The organism is Saccharopolyspora sp. ID03-671 (assembly GCF_045278815.1).
Taxonomy (GTDB): Bacteria; Actinomycetota; Actinomycetes; order Mycobacteriales; family Pseudonocardiaceae; genus Saccharopolyspora; species Saccharopolyspora ipomoeae.
In genome coordinates this window covers 49046-68271 of sequence record NZ_CP134054.1, presented here as the reverse complement: position 1 = coordinate 68271, position 19226 = coordinate 49046, and the positions used below count along the sequence as shown (strand labels likewise).

24 protein-coding genes and 1 pseudogene are annotated in these 19226 nt (G+C 67.4%); 20 read left to right on the top strand and 5 right to left on the bottom strand.

The window, feature by feature from the left end:
• Positions 1–73: 73 nt before the first annotated feature.
• The 3 genes from REH65_RS00380 (at position 74) to REH65_RS00370 (ending at position 2482) form a co-directional block, all read left to right on the top strand.
• Entirely contained in the window at positions 74–1324 is a 1251-nt protein-coding gene (locus tag REH65_RS00380) for a benzoate/H(+) symporter BenE family transporter (protein ID WP_406690733.1), read from the top strand.
• A gap of 57 nt (positions 1325–1381) precedes the next feature.
• Positions 1382–1939, top strand: coding sequence for a hypothetical protein (locus tag REH65_RS00375; RefSeq protein ID WP_406690732.1), 558 nt, complete (start codon positions 1382–1384; stop codon positions 1937–1939).
• A gap of 69 nt (positions 1940–2008) precedes the next feature.
• Positions 2009–2482 carry a GNAT family N-acetyltransferase gene (locus REH65_RS00370; RefSeq protein ID WP_406690731.1) on the top strand — a complete coding sequence of 158 codons (474 nt, stop codon included), beginning with the start codon at positions 2009–2011 and terminating at the stop codon, positions 2480–2482.
• A 78-nt stretch (positions 2483–2560) separates the two neighbouring features.
• On the opposite strand, the gene REH65_RS00365 is transcribed toward REH65_RS00370, so the two are convergent.
• Complete coding sequence (locus tag REH65_RS00365; RefSeq protein ID WP_406690730.1) at positions 2561–3538, bottom strand: LacI family DNA-binding transcriptional regulator; 978 nt, start codon at positions 3536–3538, stop codon at positions 2561–2563.
• Between the two features lie 118 nt (positions 3539–3656).
• Between REH65_RS00365 and REH65_RS00360 the strand changes: the two genes are divergently transcribed.
• The 11 genes and pseudogenes from REH65_RS00360 (at position 3657) to REH65_RS00310 (ending at position 13278) form a co-directional block, all read left to right on the top strand.
• Positions 3657–4568 carry a dihydrodipicolinate synthase family protein gene (locus REH65_RS00360; protein ID WP_406690729.1) on the top strand — a complete coding sequence of 304 codons (912 nt, stop codon included), beginning with the start codon at positions 3657–3659 and terminating at the stop codon, positions 4566–4568.
• A gap of 120 nt (positions 4569–4688) precedes the next feature.
• A complete protein-coding gene (locus REH65_RS00355) occupies positions 4689–5972 on the top strand; it encodes an Nramp family divalent metal transporter (RefSeq protein WP_406690728.1) in 1284 nt (427 codons plus the stop codon).
• 277 nt (positions 5973–6249) lie between these two features.
• Positions 6250–6654 (top strand): Hsp20/alpha crystallin family protein, encoded by a 405-nt coding sequence (locus REH65_RS00350; RefSeq protein WP_281456575.1) that lies wholly within the window; start codon positions 6250–6252, stop codon positions 6652–6654.
• Positions 6655–6664: 10 nt separating this feature from the next.
• Positions 6665–6757, top strand: a pseudogene (locus tag REH65_RS00345) (DUF1918 domain-containing protein); the annotation flags it as partial.
• A gap of 87 nt (positions 6758–6844) precedes the next feature.
• On the top strand, positions 6845–7117 hold the full coding sequence (locus REH65_RS00340; protein WP_406693292.1) for a DUF3040 domain-containing protein: 273 nt from the start codon (positions 6845–6847) through the stop codon (positions 7115–7117).
• A gap of 308 nt (positions 7118–7425) precedes the next feature.
• Entirely contained in the window at positions 7426–8325 is a 900-nt protein-coding gene (locus REH65_RS00335; protein ID WP_406690727.1) for a universal stress protein, read from the top strand.
• Positions 8326–9039: 714 nt separating this feature from the next.
• On the top strand, positions 9040–9786 hold the full coding sequence (locus REH65_RS00330; protein WP_406690726.1) for a DUF2157 domain-containing protein: 747 nt from the start codon (positions 9040–9042) through the stop codon (positions 9784–9786).
• Positions 9783–10019 carry a hypothetical protein gene (locus REH65_RS00325; RefSeq protein ID WP_406690725.1) on the top strand — a complete coding sequence of 79 codons (237 nt, stop codon included), beginning with the start codon at positions 9783–9785 and terminating at the stop codon, positions 10017–10019. The genes REH65_RS00330 and REH65_RS00325 overlap by 4 nt, the downstream gene beginning before the upstream one ends.
• Before the next feature lie 48 nt (positions 10020–10067).
• Entirely contained in the window at positions 10068–10445 is a 378-nt protein-coding gene (locus REH65_RS00320; protein ID WP_406690724.1) for a PucR family transcriptional regulator, read from the top strand.
• A 312-nt stretch (positions 10446–10757) separates the two neighbouring features.
• On the top strand, positions 10758–11531 hold the full coding sequence (locus tag REH65_RS00315; RefSeq protein ID WP_406690723.1) for an alpha/beta hydrolase fold domain-containing protein: 774 nt from the start codon (positions 10758–10760) through the stop codon (positions 11529–11531).
• 760 nt (positions 11532–12291) lie between these two features.
• Entirely contained in the window at positions 12292–13278 is a 987-nt protein-coding gene (locus REH65_RS00310) for a hypothetical protein (RefSeq protein ID WP_406690722.1), read from the top strand.
• Positions 13279–13318: 40 nt separating this feature from the next.
• Here REH65_RS00310 and REH65_RS00305 read toward each other — a convergent pair whose 3' ends face one another.
• From REH65_RS00305 to REH65_RS00295, 3 genes are all read right to left on the bottom strand, one after another.
• Entirely contained in the window at positions 13319–14653 is a 1335-nt protein-coding gene (locus tag REH65_RS00305) for a DEAD/DEAH box helicase (RefSeq protein ID WP_406690721.1), read from the bottom strand.
• 725 nt (positions 14654–15378) lie between these two features.
• Positions 15379–15579, bottom strand: a complete 201-nt coding sequence (locus tag REH65_RS00300; RefSeq protein ID WP_406690720.1) for a DUF397 domain-containing protein — start codon at positions 15577–15579, stop codon at positions 15379–15381.
• Positions 15580–15601: 22 nt separating this feature from the next.
• Positions 15602–16438 carry a helix-turn-helix domain-containing protein gene (locus REH65_RS00295; RefSeq protein WP_406690719.1) on the bottom strand — a complete coding sequence of 279 codons (837 nt, stop codon included), beginning with the start codon at positions 16436–16438 and terminating at the stop codon, positions 15602–15604.
• A 147-nt stretch (positions 16439–16585) separates the two neighbouring features.
• On the opposite strand from REH65_RS00295, the gene REH65_RS00290 reads away from it, so the two are divergent.
• The 4 genes from REH65_RS00290 to REH65_RS00275 all read left to right on the top strand — a co-directional run bounded on the left by REH65_RS00290 (position 16586) and on the right by REH65_RS00275 (position 17910).
• On the top strand, positions 16586–16828 hold the full coding sequence (locus tag REH65_RS00290) for a zinc finger protein (RefSeq protein ID WP_406690718.1): 243 nt from the start codon (positions 16586–16588) through the stop codon (positions 16826–16828).
• A 76-nt stretch (positions 16829–16904) separates the two neighbouring features.
• The gene (locus tag REH65_RS00285) at positions 16905–17168 is read left to right on the top strand and encodes a hypothetical protein (RefSeq protein ID WP_406690717.1); all 264 of its coding nucleotides are present in this window, start codon (positions 16905–16907) and stop codon (positions 17166–17168) included.
• Complete coding sequence (locus REH65_RS00280; RefSeq protein ID WP_406690716.1) at positions 17165–17626, top strand: hypothetical protein; 462 nt, start codon at positions 17165–17167, stop codon at positions 17624–17626. Before REH65_RS00285 ends, REH65_RS00280 begins: the two co-directional genes overlap by 4 nt.
• Complete coding sequence (locus REH65_RS00275) at positions 17623–17910, top strand: hypothetical protein (RefSeq protein WP_406690715.1); 288 nt, start codon at positions 17623–17625, stop codon at positions 17908–17910. Before REH65_RS00280 ends, REH65_RS00275 begins: the two co-directional genes overlap by 4 nt.
• Positions 17911–17912: 2 nt before the next feature.
• Here REH65_RS00275 and REH65_RS00270 read toward each other — a convergent pair whose 3' ends face one another.
• Positions 17913–18266 (bottom strand): hypothetical protein, encoded by a 354-nt coding sequence (locus REH65_RS00270; protein WP_406690714.1) that lies wholly within the window; start codon positions 18264–18266, stop codon positions 17913–17915.
• Positions 18267–18465: 199 nt separating this feature from the next.
• On the opposite strand from REH65_RS00270, the gene REH65_RS00265 reads away from it, so the two are divergent.
• Both REH65_RS00265 and REH65_RS00260 read left to right on the top strand, forming a co-directional pair.
• Positions 18466–18684: a hypothetical protein gene (locus REH65_RS00265; protein ID WP_406690713.1), complete on the top strand. Its 219-nt coding sequence runs from the start codon at positions 18466–18468 to the stop codon at positions 18682–18684.
• The gene (locus REH65_RS00260; protein ID WP_406690712.1) at positions 18681–19223 is read left to right on the top strand and encodes a DUF6879 family protein; all 543 of its coding nucleotides are present in this window, start codon (positions 18681–18683) and stop codon (positions 19221–19223) included. Before REH65_RS00265 ends, REH65_RS00260 begins: the two co-directional genes overlap by 4 nt.
• Positions 19224–19226: the final 3 nt, after the last annotated feature.

Genomic DNA, 19226 nt, shown 5'->3' with positions numbered 1-19226 from the left:
TTTCATGAAAACCTTCTGTTCGTGGTGTGGGGGAAGTTTTCATGAAAACTTCCCCCACCACCGAGGGGAGATCGTGACCAGTACTCTCACCACCGAAACCGAAAGTCCGTCTCACCGCGACCGCTTCGAACGCCCGTCACCTGCGCGCCCGCGCCAGGTGCTGCGGGATCTGAGCGGGTCCTCGGTCGCCGGTGGCGTGGTGGGCCTGGTGTTCTCCGCGACCGGCCCGATCGCCGTGATCCTGAGCGCCGGGACCCACGGAGGCCTGAGCTCCGGTCAGCTGGCGTCGTGGGTGTTCGGGGTGTTCTTCCTCAACGGCATCCTCACCGCGATCGCCTCGTGGGTGTACCGGCAGCCGCTGGCGTTCTTCTGGACGATCCCCGGCACGGTCGTCGTCGGGGCGTCGCTCGACCACCTGAGCTGGCCGGAGGTGCTGGGCGCGTTCGTGGTGACCGCGCTGCTGATCCTCGCGATCGGCCTCACCGGCTGGGTGCGGACGATCATGGCGGCGCTGCCGATGCCGATCGTGATGGCGATGGTGGCGGGGGTGTTCCTGCGCTTCGGCCTCGACCTCGTCACCGCCACCGGCTCGGACGCCCTGGTCGCCGTACCCATGATCGCGGTGTTCGTGCTGCTCAGCGCCTTCCCAGGAGCAGGTCGTGCGGTGCCGCCGATCCTCGGCGCGCTGGTCGCCGGAGCGATCGCGGTCGCCGCCTCGGGCCGCTTCGCGGTGGCCGGGTCCGGATGGCTGGCCGAGCCGATGCTGCAGGTGCCGGAGTTCTCGTGGCGAGCGATCACCGAGCTGGTCGTGCCGCTGGCGATCACGGTGCTGGTGGTCCAGAACGGCCAGGGCACAGCGGTTCTCAAGCAGGCCGGTCACCGGCCGCCGACGAACGTGGCGGCAGTGCTGTGCGGGCTGTGGTCGTTGCCGGCGGCCGCCGTGGGCGCGGTGTCGACGTGCTTGACGGGGCCGACCAACGCCCTGCTGGTCGCCTCCACCGAGCGCTCGCGCCAGTACACGGCGGGCATCGTCTGCGGCGCGGGCGCGGTCCTCGTCGGTCTGTTCGCCCCCGCGTTCGTCCGGTTCATGCTGGCCACTCCCCCGGCGTTCATCGCCGTCCTCGGCGGCCTCGCCATGCTCAGAGCGCTGCAGGGCGCGTTCGTCACCGCCTTCCAGACGACCTACACCCTCGGGGCGCTCGTGGCCTTCCTCGTCACCGTCTCCGGCGTTCACCCGCTCAACATCAACTCGGCCTTCTGGGGTCTGCTGGCAGGAGTCCTCACCTCCCTCGCCCTGGAAAGCCGCCGCCATCGCACCGGCTGAGGTCACGTTCTGGATGAAAGCCCGGATTTGCGGCGGGAATCGACTACGCTGCCCGTCATGTCCGAACAAGCGTGGTCCCCTGCCCCCGGGACTCCGGTCATCGAATACCGCTCCGGCCGGACGTTGTGCATCCTCGGGCTGGCCATGTTCGTGTTCTTCGGCCTCGCCGCCCTCTTCCCGGACGTCGGGAACCCGTCCCACACGGCGCGCGGCGACATTCCCGACAGCTTCGCCATGTTCCTCTTCGGCGCGCTCGCGCTAGGCGGCCTGCTGCTGATGCTCAACACGTTCCCCCGCACCCACCGCTTCGCGGTCGACGAGCGAGGACTCCGGTGGCAGGCCGGCCGCAAGTCCGACCTGATCGCGTGGGAGGAGGTGCGCGCCATCCGCGGCCAGGAAGCGCGCCCGCCGGTCAAGGACGACCCGAACTCCAAAGCCCTGCCGCCGGCCCTGGTGTTCACGCCGGTCGACCGCCGCTTCGTCACCCGCCACCAAGCGCTGCTGAACCAGCTGCCCACAGCCGATCCGGAAGTCCGGTTGCGACTGCCGAACAGCACCACCGTCCGGCAACTCGCCCAGGAGATCGCCCGGGTCCGACCCGACCTGATCGGCTGAGGGACGGTCGCAGCTGCGGGCAGCCGAAAAGAGTTTGACGATCGGTGCTGACCGCGCGATCGTCAGGACGTGTTCGCCGTCCGCCCGGGAGAACCCCGCGATGCCGGGGATTGTGCTGCGATCGTGCGGGAACTTCCCGATTACTTCACCGATGACGTCCCCGAGAAGGTCGTGACCGATCTGTCGGCCCATCCGGCGTGGGTCGCCACGAACAGCGGTGTCCTCGTCGGGTTCGCGATCGTGGACCACCGGTCGGCGCGTGCTGCGGAGATTCTGTGGATGGCTGTCGCGCCGCAGCTGCGCGGCAGGGGCGTGGGCACGCTGCTGCTGGATCGCGTGGTGCGCGATCTGACCGAGAGCGGCCGTGCGGTGGTCGAAGTGAAGACGCTCGACGCTGGTGCGGGGTACGAGCCGTACCTGGCCACGCGTGCCTTCTGGGAACGCCGCGGTTTCGTTCAGATCGACATGATCGACCCCTTGCCGGGCTGGCAACCGGGAAACCCCGCAGCGATATACGTCGCCGCTCTCACCGCTACGCGGTAGGCATCCGCATCGCACGGCCTGGGCGCGGTGCCGGGCACGCCGGTCCAGACCCCGGACGAAGCCCGGGGTAGCGCACCATCAACGCGGCGGTGCCGTGGATGCTCGTGGGATGAGAGTCGGGGCGCTCACCGCGGTTTCACCCCTCGCCGCCCCGTCGTCGAGGACGAGGCGCAACGCGTCGGCGGCGATCTGCCGGAACGGCACCCGCACGGTGGTCAGCGGCACCGGCAGCCTGCTGACCACCGGGATGTCGTTGTAGCCGACGATCGACACGTCCCTCGGCACCTCCAGGCCCAGCGCGTGCGCGGCGGCGAGCACACCGATCGCCGTGTTGTCGTTGACGGCGAACACCGCGCTCGGCCGGTCCGGGCGATCCAGCAGTGCACGCCCCGCGGTCTCACCGGCCTCGATCGAGAACGCGTCACCGGCGACCAACGCCGGGTCGAACCCGATCCCGCCGCTTTCCAGCGCTTCCCGGTAGCCCTCCGCGCGCCCACGTGCGCTCGACGCGTACGCGGGTCCGCCGACCAGGCCGATCCTGCGGTGCCCCAGGTCGACGAGGTGCCGGGTGGCCAGTTGCGCTCCGAGGCGGTCGTCGCCGATGGCGGCCGGTCCGGCTCCGTCGGTGCGCAGGGCGAGCGCGTAGGGGGTCCCGCCGAGGTCGACGGGCTCGCCGACGCGCGCCGTGGTGAGGATGAGCCCGTCGACCCGGCGCCTCCGCAGCGACTCCACGGCCTTGTCCTGCGCCTCCGGCAGGTCCTCGGTGGTGGCCACGACCGTGAACAGGTCGCGTCCGGCCGCGACCTCGGTGATCGCCTCGTAGAGCATCGCCATGACCGTGTCGGTGAGCCTGGGGACGATCACCCCCACCGTGCTGGTCCCGGAGCGGCGCAGCCCGGAAGCGAGCGGGTCGCGGACGTAGCCGAGTTCGGCCGCGACCTCGCGCACGCGCTCCGCGGTCGCGTTGGTGGAGCGCGGAAGGCGTTCGTCGAGCACGCGGGAGACCGTGGACTTGCTGACCCCGGCCGCCCGGGCCACATCGAGAATCGTCACCACACCCCGGAGCCTACCGGAAGTTGGGAACGTTCCCGGGATCGGTCTTGACACCCGGCGAGTCGTGGCGCATCGTTCTGGGAACGTTCCCGCGACCGTTCCCAGAAATGGAGTCCCAGGCATGTCTCTCGATCTCCGCGGCCTCAACCCCGCCCCGGTCACCCCGTTCACGCCGGACGGCGAGGTCGACCACCAGGCGATGGCCAAGCTCGGCCAGTGGCTGGCCGGCCACGACGGCGTCAAGAGCCTCGTGGTGCTCGGCCACGCCGGCGAGGGGACCTTCCTGACCCAGGACGAGCAGGTCGCCACCATCGCCCAGCTGGTCGAGGCCGTCGACGTCCCGGTCATCGCCGGGATCACCGGCGAAGGCACGCACGTGGCCGTCGAGGAGGCCAAGCGCGCGGTCGCCGCAGGCGCCCAGGCGGCGCTGGTGTACCCCTCGCACGGCTGGCTGCGGTTCGGCTACCAGCAGGGCGCCCCGCAGGAGCGCTACCGAGCGATCTACGAGGAGGCGGGCCTGCCCTGCATCCTCTTCCAGTACCCGGACGTCACCAAGGCGAACTACGACCTCGACACCCAGCTCGAGATCGCCGCCCAGCCGGGCGTGTTCGCCACCAAGAACGGCGTGCGCAACATGCGCCGCTGGGACACCGAGATCCCCGTCCTGCGGCGGGAGAACCCCGATCTGCAGATCCTGTCGTGCCACGACGAGTACCTGCTGCACACCATGTTCGACGTGGACGGCCTGCTGGTCGGGTACGGCAACATCGCCCCCGCACCGCTGCTCGAACTGATCGCCGCAGGCAAGGCCCGGGACTACGCGGCGGCCCGCGCGGTGCACGACCGCCTGCTGCCGGTCACCAAGGCCGTCTACCACCGCGGCTCGCACATGGAGGGCACGGTGGCCCTCAAGCTGGCGCTCAAGGCGCTCGGCGTGCTGGAGAACGCGACCGTGCGCTCTCCCCTGCTCGACCTCTCCGCCGAGGCCGAGCAGGAGATCGTCCAGGCGCTGCGCAGCGCGCAGCTCGTCTGAGCCGACCAGCGGGCCGGGTACGCGAGCGCATCCGGCCCTTGCCGGCCACCCGGCCGGTCCGGTGACAATGCCGTCCCCGAACGACCCCGCGACAATGCCGCGCGGGGGTGAGGAAGCACGATGTCCGATGCAGCACCCGCCCGGATGAACAACGGGCCCAGCGACACCTCCGGTTCCGCTCCGGTCGGCCGTGGACGCCGAATCCTGCGGATGCTGGCCCTGATGGGGCCGGCCTTCATCGTCGGCGCCTGGCAGTTCGGGCCCGGCAACCTCACCTCGGCGGTGCAGGCCGGGAGCCGATTCGGGTACTCCCTGATCTGGGTCATCGCCGTCTCGACCGCGCTGATGCTCATCTACGCCGACATGAGCATCCGCATCGCGCTCGTCTCGAAGGGCTCGGTCGTCCAGACGATCAAGGAGCACCTGGGCCGCCGGGTCGGTGGCCTGGCCGGGTTCGGCGTCTTCGCCATCACCCTGATGTTCTCCGTCGGCAACGCCGTCGGCTCGGGACTGGGCCTGTCGCTGGTGTTCGGCGGCTCGCCCATGTGGTGGACGCTGGCCTGCACGGCCGTGGTGGTCGGGATCCTCTTCGCGCGACGGCTCTACACGCTCATCGAGAAGCTCGTACTCGTCATCGTCGCGATCATGGCCGCGTCGTTCGTCGCCACCGCGATCGTGACCCGGCCCGACTGGGGCGCCGCCGCCGTCGGGTCCGTGGTCCCGGTCGTTCCCTCCGGAGTGGGGCTGCTGATCGTCGCCCTGGTGGGCACCAACTTCTCGGTCAACGCCGCCTTCTACGCCGGCTACGCCTCGCGCGAGCGCGGGCTCCGCCGCGAGCAGTACCGCGAGACGACCCTCGCCGACACCATCCCCGGCATCGTCGCTCCCGGGATCATGACCGCGCTGGTCATCATGGCCGCCGCCGCGGTCCTGCCCGGGGTCGGTGGCGAGGAGGGCGCCACGCTCAAGCAGTTCTCGGCCGTGCTCACCCCGATCGCCGGAGAAGCCGGGCGGACCATCTTCTCGCTGGGCTTCACCGGAGCCGCGATCTCGGCGATGATCGCCAACGCCACCGCGGGCGGCACCCTGCTCTCCGACGGCCTCGGCTTCGGCAACAGGCTCGCCTCGTGGCGGGTCCGCGCCGGGATCCTGGGCGTTCTCGGCTTCGGCGCCCTCGTCACCGTCCTGGCGCGCGGGCAATCACCGGTCCAGCTGATCATCGCGGCACAGGCGTTGACGGTCGTCGTCGCTCCCGTCCTGGCCGTACTGCTCGTCGTCCTGGCCAACCGGCCCGGCCTGATGGGCGACCTGCGCAACAAGTGGTGGCAGAACGCGCTGGCCGCCATCGGGCTGGTCGCCATCGCCGCGGTCTGCTACCAGCTGGCGGTCACCAGCTTCTCCTGACCGCCACCGGCACGTCCGCCGCCAACACCGCAACCCGGGACTGCCCGGCTTCAGAAGAAGCCGGGCAGTCCCGCTGAACAACGTCCCGCTCAGGAGCAGGCTTGGCGTCACCACAGAGGGTGACCGGCGAACGCGACCCCATTTGCGCGTTCGGTCAGAGAGGGAGCCTCGAACCCACGTCCCCTCGTCTGGTGTCACCGAGGACTTCTCGACCCTGCCGGAGCTCGGTGTTTGTCCCATGCTGGACGGGGAAGCCGTCATCGCTAGGAGGGACACCATGAGCAGCTTGCTTCCTCGGCCGAACAGGGGACTGCCGGATCTCTTGCGCATGTTGGAGAGCGAATGGCCGTTCGGCGAGCGGCACTCGATGCGGATCGAAGCGTTCACCGAAGAAGGCAGCTTCGTGGTTCGCTGCGAGCTTCCCGGCGTCGACCCAGACGACATCCACATCAACGTCGAGGGCGACCAGCTCAGGATCGACGCCGAGCGCAGGCAGGAAGATCGAGCTGAGGCGCACAGCGAGTTCTACTACGGCTCCTACAGCCGCACGATGCTGCTGCCCTCGGGCTGCGACGTCGACAACATCAAGGCCGACTACGACAACGGCATCTTGACCATCCACATGCCTCAGAAGGAGGCGCCAGAAGCCAAGGAAATCCCCGTCGCGCGCAAGGGCAAGTAGGTTCCGTCACAAGGGACAGATCATCGAGGTGCGCGGCTCGGACCGCGAGCCGCCCCACCTCGTGCGGTGGCTCGAGAACGACCACCTGAGCGTGGTCTACCCGGGACCGGACGCCGACTGCGAGCACAGCCTCCCGCACCACCTGAAGCTCGGTGTTGCGCCCCAGCACCACGCAGACCAGGGGGAAGTCATGTCCCGCGGCCGCGAACGCCGTCGCCTCAAGAAGATCGAACGCCAGCTCAGTTCCGATGATCCCGAATTCGCCCACAGGATGACGACACCTCGACCGATCACGAAGGTCATGAGGTGGATGACCATGTGGCGAGCGCTGGGGCTGTTGGCGGCGCTGTTCGCCGTCCTGAGCTTGATCCTCGGCCAGGGGGCGGAGTTCTTCGTCGCTTCCCTCACCTCCGCCGCGCTTCTGACCTACGCTTGGTGGCACGAGCACAATCGCCGAACGTGAGACCCGCTACCGGCCCCGTCGTCGGACGCGTCGGCAGGAGGCCGCGATCGGATCCGGGCAGCGTCTGCCACTGCCTGCAACGCACCCCCAGTTGCACCGCACCCCGTAAACCGCGACGCGCCAGCGCGGGCCGCACCGGTGCCGCGGGGGCCGTCATCGCAGCTTTCCGCCCGCGGCCCGCGGGGCTGTCGATTCATACCTCTCGTTCTCCACACCAGGTGAAGCCCTCACCCCATGCGGTCGGCGGGCTGCGGAGCAGCACCGATTGAGCGACGCTTGCGGGAGTCCGAGCACGGAGGTTGATCGCGATGTCGACGGTCCACGACGACGGGGTCGTCGTCGGATTCGATGCTTCTGCGGAATCCCGGACGGCGGTGCGGTGGGCGGCGCTCGAAGCCACGACACGTGGGCGACCGCTGGAGGTCGTTCACGCCATACCCATCCCGCTGGAGGAGCTGACGCGGATACACCTGCCTAGCGAGACCGTTTCGTTCGAACCGCTGCGCAGTTCCGCGCAACGAGCGCTGGCGGACATCGCCGCCGAATGCCGCCGTGAACACCCCGGACTGGACGTGCGGACGCGGGCACGCATGGGCGACCCGGCGAGCATCCTGCGCGACGCCGCCGCCCGCGCGTGCGTTCTCGTGCTCGGCCCGCCCAGGACTGGCCGGGTGCATCAGCTCCTGCTCGGCTCGACCGCAGGCGAACTGGTGCGCTCAGCGCCCGCTCCGGTCGTCATCGTGCGCGGCCGGCGCTGGTCCGGCTCCACCGAACCGGCCGCGGGGATCGAGCGCGTCATCGTGGGCGTCGATGGCTCCGCGTGCAGCGCGCGGGCGGCGGACTTCGCCTACGACGTCGCGTTCCGCCACCACGCGGAGCTCACCGCGCTGCTGGCCATCGCCGAGCACGCACCGGACCCGCTGCCACCGAACCGCGGATGGACCCTCGACTCCGATGTCATCGACGCTCACCGCCGCCTCTTGGCCGAGTCCGTAGCCGGATGCGCCGAGCAGTACCCGGACGTCGTCGCGCACCACGATGTGATCACCACCGAAGGCCCGACCGATGCACTGCTCACCGCCGCCGTCGATGCCGATCTCCTCGTCGTCGGCACCCGCGGGCGCGGCGTCATCCGCTCGGCCTTGCTCGGCTCGGTCAGCCACGCCGTCGTGCACTACGCAGCCTGCCCCGTAGCCGTCGTCCGGTGAACCGCTGTAATCGGACGCCCGCTATCCACCCCGATGCCCTGACCAGTCGGCGAGTTCTCGCCGGTACTCGGGCCGCTGGCACAGCTCCGAATTCGGCTGCTCGGGGAGAACGATCCGGGTAGAGGTGCACCGACGGCGCCCGACACGCCAGCGCCAACGCCGCGCGCACCGTCACCTGCGACGGACCTCATCTAGCCATCGCATTCACCTGCGGAATGCAGCGCGTCGCCGACAACATCACCCCTGCACCGCGCTGTTATTCGGCCGGTGACCGAACGACGACGACCGGGCACGACGCGTGGGTGACGCAATGCTGACTGACCGGCCACCGCTGCCGTTCGTGGTGCGGGAGAAGAAGCTGTGATCGAGCCTGTCCGCTGACCGGCCTGCGCGGGCTGCGATCCCACTGACCGCCCTTCTGCACGTACGTGCGGGCGGGCGTCGTCGGGCTGCGCCGCAAACCGGGATCCTGGCCTTGACCAGCACGAGGAGGCCCCTCCTCCCGCGGGGGCCACCTCGTGGCGGGATCGTGCGCACATCGGGACTCACTCACCACGACGCGGACCCGCCCACTTGAGCGTCGCCCGCTCGTGCTTCGGAAATCCGGCTCACAACCATGCCCGCGGTCCGATGGCCGCTCAGCCCGGTCGAGGGCGGGGTCTTGAGTAGAAGCACCTAGGGACTTGTGGCTGCGGTGATGCTGTAATTCCGTCGATGAGCAACTCGCAGCGGCTTTCCTCGGAGCAACGCGCACGTCTGGAGCGGTTGGGCGAACGGGGCGTGCTCTCCCGTGAGCAGGTCGCAGCCGTCCTCGACGAGCTCGACCGCGAGCGGGGTGCGACCAGGGGCTCGCGCACCGCTGCGTGGGAGGTGCTCGGCTACATCGGCGGTGCGCTGGTCCTCGGTGGTGCCGTTCTGCTGGTGGGGATGTACTGGGAAGACCTCGCGGTGCCCACGCGGGTCGGCCTGCTGGTCGCCGCGACCCTCACCCTGGTCGGCGCCGGGCTGGTCGTGGTCGGCGGGCCGCGTGCGCTGCGCGCGTTCGGCGAAGCGGAACCGCCGGCGCGCAGCCGGATCGTGTCCGCCCTGATCGCCTTGGCTTCCTGCACGGCTGCGCTCGCCACCGCGAGCGGGGTTGACGTGCTCGAGTCGCTGGCGGCCTCGGTCACCGGATTGCTCGTCGCCCTGCTCGGATACGTCGTGGTGGGCGGACTCCCCGTACTGCTGGCGGCCGTCGGGTTCAGCGTCGGCGTGGTGACGACCGCGGTTGCCGAGTGGTTCGAAAGCTCGTCACCGGCCCACACGATCGGCTTGATGGCGCTGGGCGCCGCGTGGACCGCACTCGCTGTTGCCGGCGTGGTGCGCCACCGCCGTCCGGTCCTCGGGGCCGGCGTGCTGATCTCTCTGGCCGGGGCGCAGTACGCGGTGTACCTGGGCCCGTCGTGGGTGGTTACGGGTTGACCCTGGTGATCGGGTTGGTGTGCTTCGGCGGCTACCTGGTCGAGCAGGCCGCGGTGCTCCTGGCGCTGGGCGTGCTCTCCGTGACGGTGGCGCTGCCCGAGCTGGTCTGGGACTGGACCGGTGGCGCGCTCGGCGGGCCGGTCGTGGTGCTGCTGGTGGGCGCGGTGTTCCTCGCCGCCTCGGCGCTGGGGCTTCGCCTGCGGAGACGAGCACCCGCATCTGATCAGCGCTGAATCAGGCCACATGCGCGGGCACCTGCTGCGTTCATGTGGCAGGACCACATGAGTCCCGTGCGCGCGCTGCTGGCGCTCGGCCGCCACGACGCCGCGATAAGCGACCTCGGGTTCATCGGGATGGTGGTCGGCGAAAAAGCCGACGCCCGCAGCTACATCCGGTCGGTTCTCGGGCCCGTCCACGACTACGACGCGCTTCGCCGAACCGAGCTGACCGAGACGTTGGAGGCCTACTTCGCCTCGCACATGAACCTCGACCGCACCAAGGAACGTCTGCAGATCCACGTCAACACCGTCTCGCAGCGCCTGGAGCGCATCGGGACGCTCCTCGGTGACGGTTGGCAGGCACCCGACACTGCGCTGGAGATTCAACTCGCCCTGCGCCTCAACAAGATCATCGACGATGCCCCCGCCGACCGCGGCTGAAAGCACCGATCGACGAGGTCGCGGCCGATCCGCACAGCAAACCCTGCTGGAATGCCGTCCGGCGGATACGTTCATCGATCGTCCGACCTCAAGCCGCGAACCCCACGTCCCGACCGCTGTAGCCGATTCCGATGCGCCTCCCCGAAGACGGGTAATCCCGCTGTACCTCCGTCTCGCCGGCAGGAATCGCGTGTTCCGCTCCCCCGGACGTGCACTCGCCCACATCGACCGCCTCGCGCTGCGGCCCCACTCTTACGCACCACCGCGTCGGCTCGGGTCTCCGGTGACCATCGATGTCTCGCGCCGCGACGCATGGCCGGTCTACCGCGACGCCCCGCCGACGCCCAACCCCAGGGAACCGTGGTGTACGTCCACGGCGGGGGCTGGGTCAATGAGATCTCCGCGGCGCACTGGCGGCTGGTGGCCCAGATCGCCGCCGAGGCCCGGACCACGGTGGTGGTGCCGATCTACCCGCTGGTCCCGTTCGGCACGGCGGAAGCCGTGGTCACCGCCGTCGTGGACCTCGTCCGGGAGGCGGGCGAGCTGCACGGGGAGGCGCGGCTCGCCGGGGACTCCGACGGGGGCCAGGTCGCCCTGTCCGCCGCGATGGTCCTGCGCGACCAGCACGGCGGCACCCTGCCGAGGACCCTGCTCATCTCACCGGCGCTGGATCTCTCCTGGTCCAATCCGCGGATCCCGCAGGTCCAACCCAGCGATCCCTGGTTGGCGGTGCCCGGCGGCCGCACCCTCTCCGACCGCTGGCGCGGAGAGCTGCCCACCGAAGACCCCCGCGTGAGCCCCCTGGCCGGGGCCTGGCGGAGCTCGGCCCGCTCACCGTCTTCAGCGGCACCCGCGACATCCTCAACCCGGACGCACACCTGCTGCGAGACCGCGCGAAAAGCAGCAGGCGTCGACATCGAGTTCCACGAAGGCCCGGGCCTCGTGCACGTCTACCCGCTACTACCGACGCGAACCGGCGAAGCCGCACGCTCGATCATCACCAAACGCCTCACGGCCAGACCATCCTCCAACGGACCAGCAGACAACGAGCGCGCGACAAGGCCGGCGAGCAACCGGATGCCTTAGTGCCCGCAACACGCACCCAGACCACCGGGCAGCACCCACTCCCCCGCCGAGGCCTTCTACCTCGTAGCTGACCCCGGTATCCCGCCCCTACTCATGACGGGCGCCGCGAAGCGCTGCAGGTTTCTCGTCAGTACACCGGGTCGGGCAAGTCTCCGCCACCAGCTATGCCCTGCACATCTCTGACTGGCCTTCGCGACCCCCTTCGCTGCCGGATCTACCGACTCCTCCGAAGAGCCGCCTTAAACTAGACAATTGGATAGCGACATGATCATCCGATCGGCCCTAACCACTTCCAGGATTCCGAGATTTCGCAAGTTCATCACTCGTTACGCGGAAGCGTGCTGGCAATCAGGAACGTAGCGTTGCGTCTCGATGTCGATCACTTGAAGGCCAGGCGCCGTTGATCTGGCGAGCAAGGGGGAATGGTGCCTCAGACGGTAGCTGAGATTTTGGACAACCTGGCGCAACACTCGAAAATCTCACACCACTCGAGTTCCAGGATGGTCGGCGCTGTGGAGTCCGCTGCAAAGAAGAAGGACGCGGAGCGCAAAGAGAAGCAGTCTGATCCGTTGCGGCGAAAGCCCGAGCTCCAGCCCTTACCCGGGTGGGGGGAGCAGCCGTCGGGCAAACGCCGTGGGACGTACTTCACGCGCTGGCTCGAGCGACCGCACTGACGAGACGCGGAGCCGCTCGCGGACTCGCCGAACACTGGGGAGCGCTGAAGTACAGTCAGGCACTGACCGACGACGCCGCCTCACTCATGACTCTCTCCGAAGAAGGCAAGGTGATCGCGGAACACTACAAAATCCTCCAGTCCGGGGAGCTCGGGATCGGCTTCGCGCTGATGGCGGCGCAGCGGTATCTGAGCCGACAGCACCCCGACCGGATGGTCTCGATCGCACCCGCGGACATAGTCCTGAGCGCCGGCTGGCGCGCGCGAGGGCAGTACCGACCGCAGTACTTCGCAGAGCTGTGGAAGCCCGGCAAACCGTCTCTGGTTCTCCCGATCGCGTGCAAGGGTAACCACAGCAATGCCGCGTATTCCTACGGTCAACTCGCGGCTGCGTCTGCGCACGTGGAAGCCATGCACATCGGACCTTACGACGAAACTCCGGCTCTGGTCTTCAGCACTGCGCTGCCCAAGGATGGGCCCGCCACAATCCATGCCCTCCAAGCGACGGGAACGGGCGGCTGGCTGCACGGCTCTCATGCCCAGGCTGTCTCTCTGGACGATGCGCACACCGATGAGCACTTCTACCCCGACATTAAGCAACCGACCGAGGACGGCAAACCACCTTCCTCCGTGACCGGATTCCACGTCACACCGGAGCGCCACGGGTGGTTTCGCCGAGTGCTCGCCCGCACTTCCGCCGCCGGTTTGACCGCTTTTGCAGGCGACGGCAGCGCCGCCTACCAGTATTTGACCGAGAATCAAGGGCGCAAACACTTTACCGGCTTCGCGCACGCCGCCGCCGGTACCGTGCGGGATGCGGCCGAAACGATCCTGGGTATAGATTTCCTCGGCACCGACCACGTCTTCCGACTCAACGGGGTCCGAGTTGAGGCGTTCTCCGGAGTGGCTGAGGACCTCCTGCGGCTTCTGAGCAAAGGACGAGTCGAGCAGTATCGCCAGGAGGTCTACGAACGCCGCTTCGCCTGGCCGAGCAGCTCGTGGGACAACTCGTGGAACGGACCAGTATCCGTCCACCTGGACGGAAGCGTGCTCGCCATGCGGCTACTCCCCTGACCGTGCCGGATCGGTCTCAACCCATCGTTCGCGAGGCTACTCAGGTGGGGTCCGCTTGTGTGTTGAGTCCCAGCTTGGCGACAGCCGCGTCGGGGTCGAACAACATCCACGACGGAAGCCGGGCCGCACGATGATTACTTTCGGGTGAACCGAGGAGTTCCCTACGACGCAACATGAGTCGGAGATGTCGTGCCGAGCCCTCCTCATCGTCCGGTCCGCGGTCGATCAAAATGGGAAGGACGGAGTCATTTCCGGTGGAAACGACCGCGTCCACCGGATGACCGTTCACCCGGGTACCCAGCTGCAGGCCAACCTGCGGCAGGTCCGCGAGCAGCTCGTAGAGCCGCTGGCTCACCGTGTCCGGTGCGTGCTCAGCTGGGTCTCCGCCCGTGTCGGAGGTGTCGGCCGCCTGCACCAACCGGGCGCCGGGACCGCCGCGTTTCCGCCACAGACCTTGGGAACCGACAACGATCAAGTGGGACCGCGCCCGGGTGATCGCGACGTTCCAGAGGTTCAGCTCCTGCTCAATCCAGTTCAGCGCGCCTATCAACATTTCCTCGCTGGCGACCAGCGAGAACACCATGGCGTCGCGTTCTCCACCCTGGAAGGTGTGGACCGTCCCGACCCGGACGCGATCGTCGGTCTGCCAGTGGCGTTCCAGCAGGCGCTGCTGGGCTTTGAACGGGGTAACAACCCCGATCGTGGCCTTATCCGGCAAGTGGGCGAGCAGGTAGGCCACGCATTCTCGGGTGGCCTGGACTTCCTCGTGGTTGACCCATGATGAACCAGAGTCCGGCCGGACAGCCTTGCCATCAGGGTCTTTCCAAGTCACTGCCGGCCGATTGACACCGGCGCGGCCACGCACATCGGTGAGCACGGTGAGCTCACCGCCGTAGAAGAGATCATTCGAGACTGCGGCGATATCAGGGTGACAGCGGTAATGCTCATCGAGCAGAAATCCCTCACCAAAGGACCGCTCGGTAGCGTGGAACGCCGAGTGACGACGGTACGAAAGCTTGTGCTGCTCAAGATATGCAGAGCTGATTCCGGCGCTCTTCCTGATGCGAGCCTCGCGGTCCGGGGAGAGCTGGGAAATGTGCTTCAGCTGCATCAAATCGCCAATGATCAGCGCGCGACGGGCCCGGAAGAGCAACGGGATGAGGTGCGGGATGGAGCACTGGCTCGCCTCATCGACGATCACGAGATCGAAGAGACCGGGGTTTGGGGGAAAGCAGCGTGCGGACAGACTCGTCGTCGCCCAGCCGCGTACGTAGGGCAGGGTCCTCGTCAGCTCGCCCCAATCCCGGGAGTTGGTTCGGATCGCCTGCAGCAGCGCACGGATTGCCGACTTCCCGGTGCTGTTCGCGCTGGCCATCGTTGACTGCCAGACGCTGAGGGACGCCTGCTGCAGATGGAGGTCCCTTCAAAATGGGGCCTGCAGAGGTGAGGCACGTTTCGTCTAGCGCCAACGCAGCCCACACTGCCGACAGGCCACCACCCCAAGACCGCCGGAATAGAAGCGCAGTGGGGGCACGAGCACACAGGAAGCGTGCCACATGCTGAGAACTCCCGAACCAACATCAAGGACCACCAGGACCAACGAACACCCGCCGACGCACTTGACCGCGTGGCTCCACGCCGGTCCAGTGGGTCTCATTGGTCCCCAGCGGTCAAGAAGACGATCAACTCGCGATCACCACTGATCCACAGACAATCACAAAAATACCCGCTGACCTGCGAAAACTCACAGATCAACGGGCATTTCTTGCCGGTCGGGACGGCGGGATTCGAACCCACGACCCCTTGACCCCCAGTGGCGTCCACAGGAGACACAAACCTGCGAAAACCGAGAAACAGCAGCAGGACCCGGTGCGGCACACTTCAGTTCTGCGACGTTCACCGCAGTACGGGACGGCACAAACCTCCCGGTATCCTCCCACCACCCAGTGTCAAAAACAGTAGGCCCTAACACCATGCCGTGGCGAAGCGCATCGGACGTGCCACACTTAAGATATTCGGGAGCTGTCCGACTCCCTTTCGCGAGATTGCAGATGACGATTCCGCCCAGTGGTACGACACCGCTGAGCGGACTCCAACAGGTCAGAGATCAAATCGTCCGGACTTCACGTCGCTGATGAACGCAGTCCACTGCTCGCGCGTCGTTGTGAAGTAGCCCTGGTCCCGGTTCTTGGTGTCGCGGACCGCGGCGTCGTCGCCGATCCGCCCTACCTCCACGCAGTTTTCGACCTGCGTGCTGCGTAACGACTTGCGCCAGCCTGTCGGCGTCGTGTTGTGCATCATGTGCGCTCGTCTCCCCTTGTTCTCACACCAGGTTGCCAATGAAAGCGGTTGTTTCCTCCGCGCCCAGCGCAACCTGTTCCACCCTCGGCAGGGCGGCCTCGTAAGCGGCAACATCCGTAGGCTCATGGAGATACAGGGCACTCACGCGGTTCTCCACGCAGACGACGGAGTCCCGACCCTTGACTTCGAACAGGCTGAACGGACCTTCCAATCCCGCGTGCCAGCCAGTCTCGATCGGAACTACGCGAAGGGTCACATTTGATTGCTCGCTGAGCTTAAGCAGCTCTTTGAGCTGGTCGCTCATCACTTCGGGACCACCGATGTCTTGCCGTAGCGCTGACTCGCCGATGTAGGCGACCAGCTTCGCGGGCTCCTTGCGGGTGAGCGCGTTCCTGCGTCCCAACCTGACCGCCACGCGCATGTCAATCTCTTCCTCGGGCACGCCGCCGGTGGTCATGATCGCGCGGGTGTACTCCGCCGTTTGCAACAGCCCAGGGACCAGCAGGGGCGAAACGCTGGTGATCGACGTCGCGTCGCGCTCGATTTCCAGCAGCGTAGCCATCTGGCGCGGCTGTTCTGGCATCCCAATCGAGAGCCAATGCGGACCGTCCGGCTCCCGCGCAAGTTCCAAGATCTCCTCACGCGCTTCGGCAGGAGCCTGCACAGCCTGCAGGTAGGCGGCTACGTCTTCGAGCTTCGGCGACCGCTCGCCGGTCTCCCACCTCGACACGGTGGTGTGGCTGGTGTCAAGGAGCTCACCAATCGCGCGCAACCCGAGACCGCTTTGCTCCCGGGCCTTGCGGAGCTCAGCACCAAGAGCTCGAGCCTTGGGCGTCGTTCGAACGGTGTTGCCAGCCATGCACCAGAGCATATCCAGCCGCGCACGCACTTGGGGAGATCACCTGATCGCGGCATTGCACCCAGTGTTGCCACCTGTCAACTTTGTAACCGTTACGCGGTTACAGCAATCACGACACGTATATGACCTTGACCACCTGGGGAAGCTATGAGTTACCGCCCGCACCCGTTCACGTGGTGCCCTAGCAATGGTTCGCGGCACGCCACCGCTCAAACGGCACCCCGCGAGGGCGAGCGGTTCGAAACGCTCTGCGGAGAACCAGCGACCGCTGACCGCAGTGACCAGGCTTGGTTCTGGCAAACCTGCGCAGCCTGCGACGCACGCGCACACCACCTCGCCGGACTTCCCATGCCACCTACGCAATCGGCAACTCACCCGGCGCCCCGATGAACTCCCTCGATGCAATCGCGACGGCCCTCTCGGCAGCCATCGCGTTCAGCAGCCACCCGGCCATGCGAGGCACGCCATGATCACCTTCTACGTCCTGTTCGCGATCCTCGTGGTTCTGCCCTGGGCAGCGGTGATCGCAGACCTTTCGCTCGTTCGGCAAAGGCGTGCGACGCGCCGTGCGCGGCGTACGACTCGCCAGATCTGGGCGCGACACCCCGAAGCGCGACCGAGCTGCACGAACGAGCACCTGCCCGCCCCGGAATCACTTCCCCTCGACCGAGGCGGGCAGGCCATGTACTCCACCGCCGGTATCGGCACGCCAAACGAGAAGGGCCGATGAGCACGATCATCCTCGCTCGGCCGAGGCCCGAGTTGTTCGGGCAGTCCCGCCAGATCATCCATGTGTTCCTCGCCGGCCAGCACAACGCCTGCGATCGGCGCCGAGCTCTCTGCGGATTCTCCGCACCCGCAACCCTTCTCTTACCCGTCGCGGAGATTTCCGGCATGGGCTGCGAACTGTGCCTCGCAGCCCTCCCCACCAATCCACATCCCGGCGACGCGACGAGCGCGAACCTGCCGCCCGCTCCCCCGCCGAGCGCCGACGGCACGGCGTATGCCATCGGACTCCGCGGCGAACGCGTGCGACACCGCCTCGCGCCCAACCCTGTGACGACCCGATTCGAGGGACGCGACGCCGTTCTCTGCGCCTGCGGCGTCATCGGCTTCCTCGCACGCGGCACACCACCAACCGGCTACCAACCCTGCCCACAATGCAACCCCGACCGGAGCGCACCGTGAACCACCTCGTCTGGCGACAGTCCGGACTCGACGCCCACAGCCACGCCTACCCCGCCCAAGGCGGGTTCATCCCGAGTGGTGTCTCCTACGCGCCCGAACTTGGCGAGGTCGAATATCGGGTCCCGATCTGCGGATATGCGCATCCGGCCGCATTCGTCATGCCCCACGGTTCAGGCACACCCTGCGATGCATGCCAGCAACTTGTCGAACCGTTCCCGTACCTCGTCGGTACCGTCTCGCTGCCGGCGACATCCGCACCCGGAGAGCTTCACACCGCCAGCTGAGGTCAGCTGGGCAACCAGAGACCGCTCGACCGCCGGAGAGTCCGATTCGGGGCTCCTGGCGTCCCCGGAGTTGGGAGTGCCATCAGTGTGGTGACCACGTCGTCGACCGGCCCGTGGTGTTGCCACAGTGGATCGCCGTGGGGGTAGTCCTCGGCGCGAAACCGCGCGCCGAGGGCCTCGTTCATCGCCCGCACGGTGTAGGTGTCGACCACGCCGCTACGGAAGCGCTCGGCGTGAATCGCCAGGATCTCCCGGCCGTCGGCGTCGGACAGGTGCAGGAAGCGAAATCCGGCGTTGACGCTTCGTCGGATGGCCGCGATGTGCGGTGTTTCGTCGCTGGTGGCTGTGATCGTCACGTCGGTCCCCCGAAGTTGAAGGTGCTTGGACCGCTCCCCCGCCCGGCCGTCCGAGCTCGCGCGGCATGGCAATCACGCTAAACCACCAGCACGGTTAGATCAAGGTTAGTTTGAGGTTAGCCGTGTCGCTAGTAGACATCTAAGGCCGATCTAAGCGACCATGGTCGGGTCCGTGTTCCTCACTTCTGTGGAGGCTGTCGTGCAGCTTCGGAAGCTCTGCAAGGACCCTGAATCGAACCCCGGTGGCTGCCAGACCGTGTACCTGGCTGAGAACGGCATGTTCGCCGTCCAGGGACTCGAGATGGACCCCGAGACCTACGCCAACATGGAAAATGTTCTTCCTGGTGAAGGCGGGGTGCTGATCAAGCCGGAGATCATCCTGGAGGCCGCGCGGCTCTACCAGGAGCGCTCCGCGTGAGCACGACCTCGGACCCGCGGCCGGGCATCGATTCTCTGTGGGATGGGCTGGTCAACTTCAAATACTCGCTGTTCCGGCTGGAAACACTGCAGCAGTACTCCGGTAGCAGCGAGGACGAGGCCATCGCGCAGTGGCGGCGCACCGGCACCATCCCCCTCACCGATGAGCTGCGGCAGTGGTGCGAACGCATCGATCGCCGTGTCAAGGACGGGTGCCGTGCACAACGCGTCCACGTCGTCACCGAACCACTGACCGACTACATGCGCTTCGAGCTGGCCTCCTACGAACCCAACGTGCAGGCCGGTGAAGACGTCCGGGTCATCCCCGTACGCGAGGGGCAGTGGCCCGCTGACGTGCCGTTCGAGTCCGACTTCTGGCTCATCGACTCGCGTCGGCTGTTCTCGATGCGCTACGCACCCGACGGCCAGTGGCTCGGAGCCGAGCTTGTCACCGATCCGCAACAGATCGCCGACGCCTGTGCCATACGCGATGCCGCGCTGACGCAGTCACTACCCTGGCGTGACTACCACCCACGCTGACCA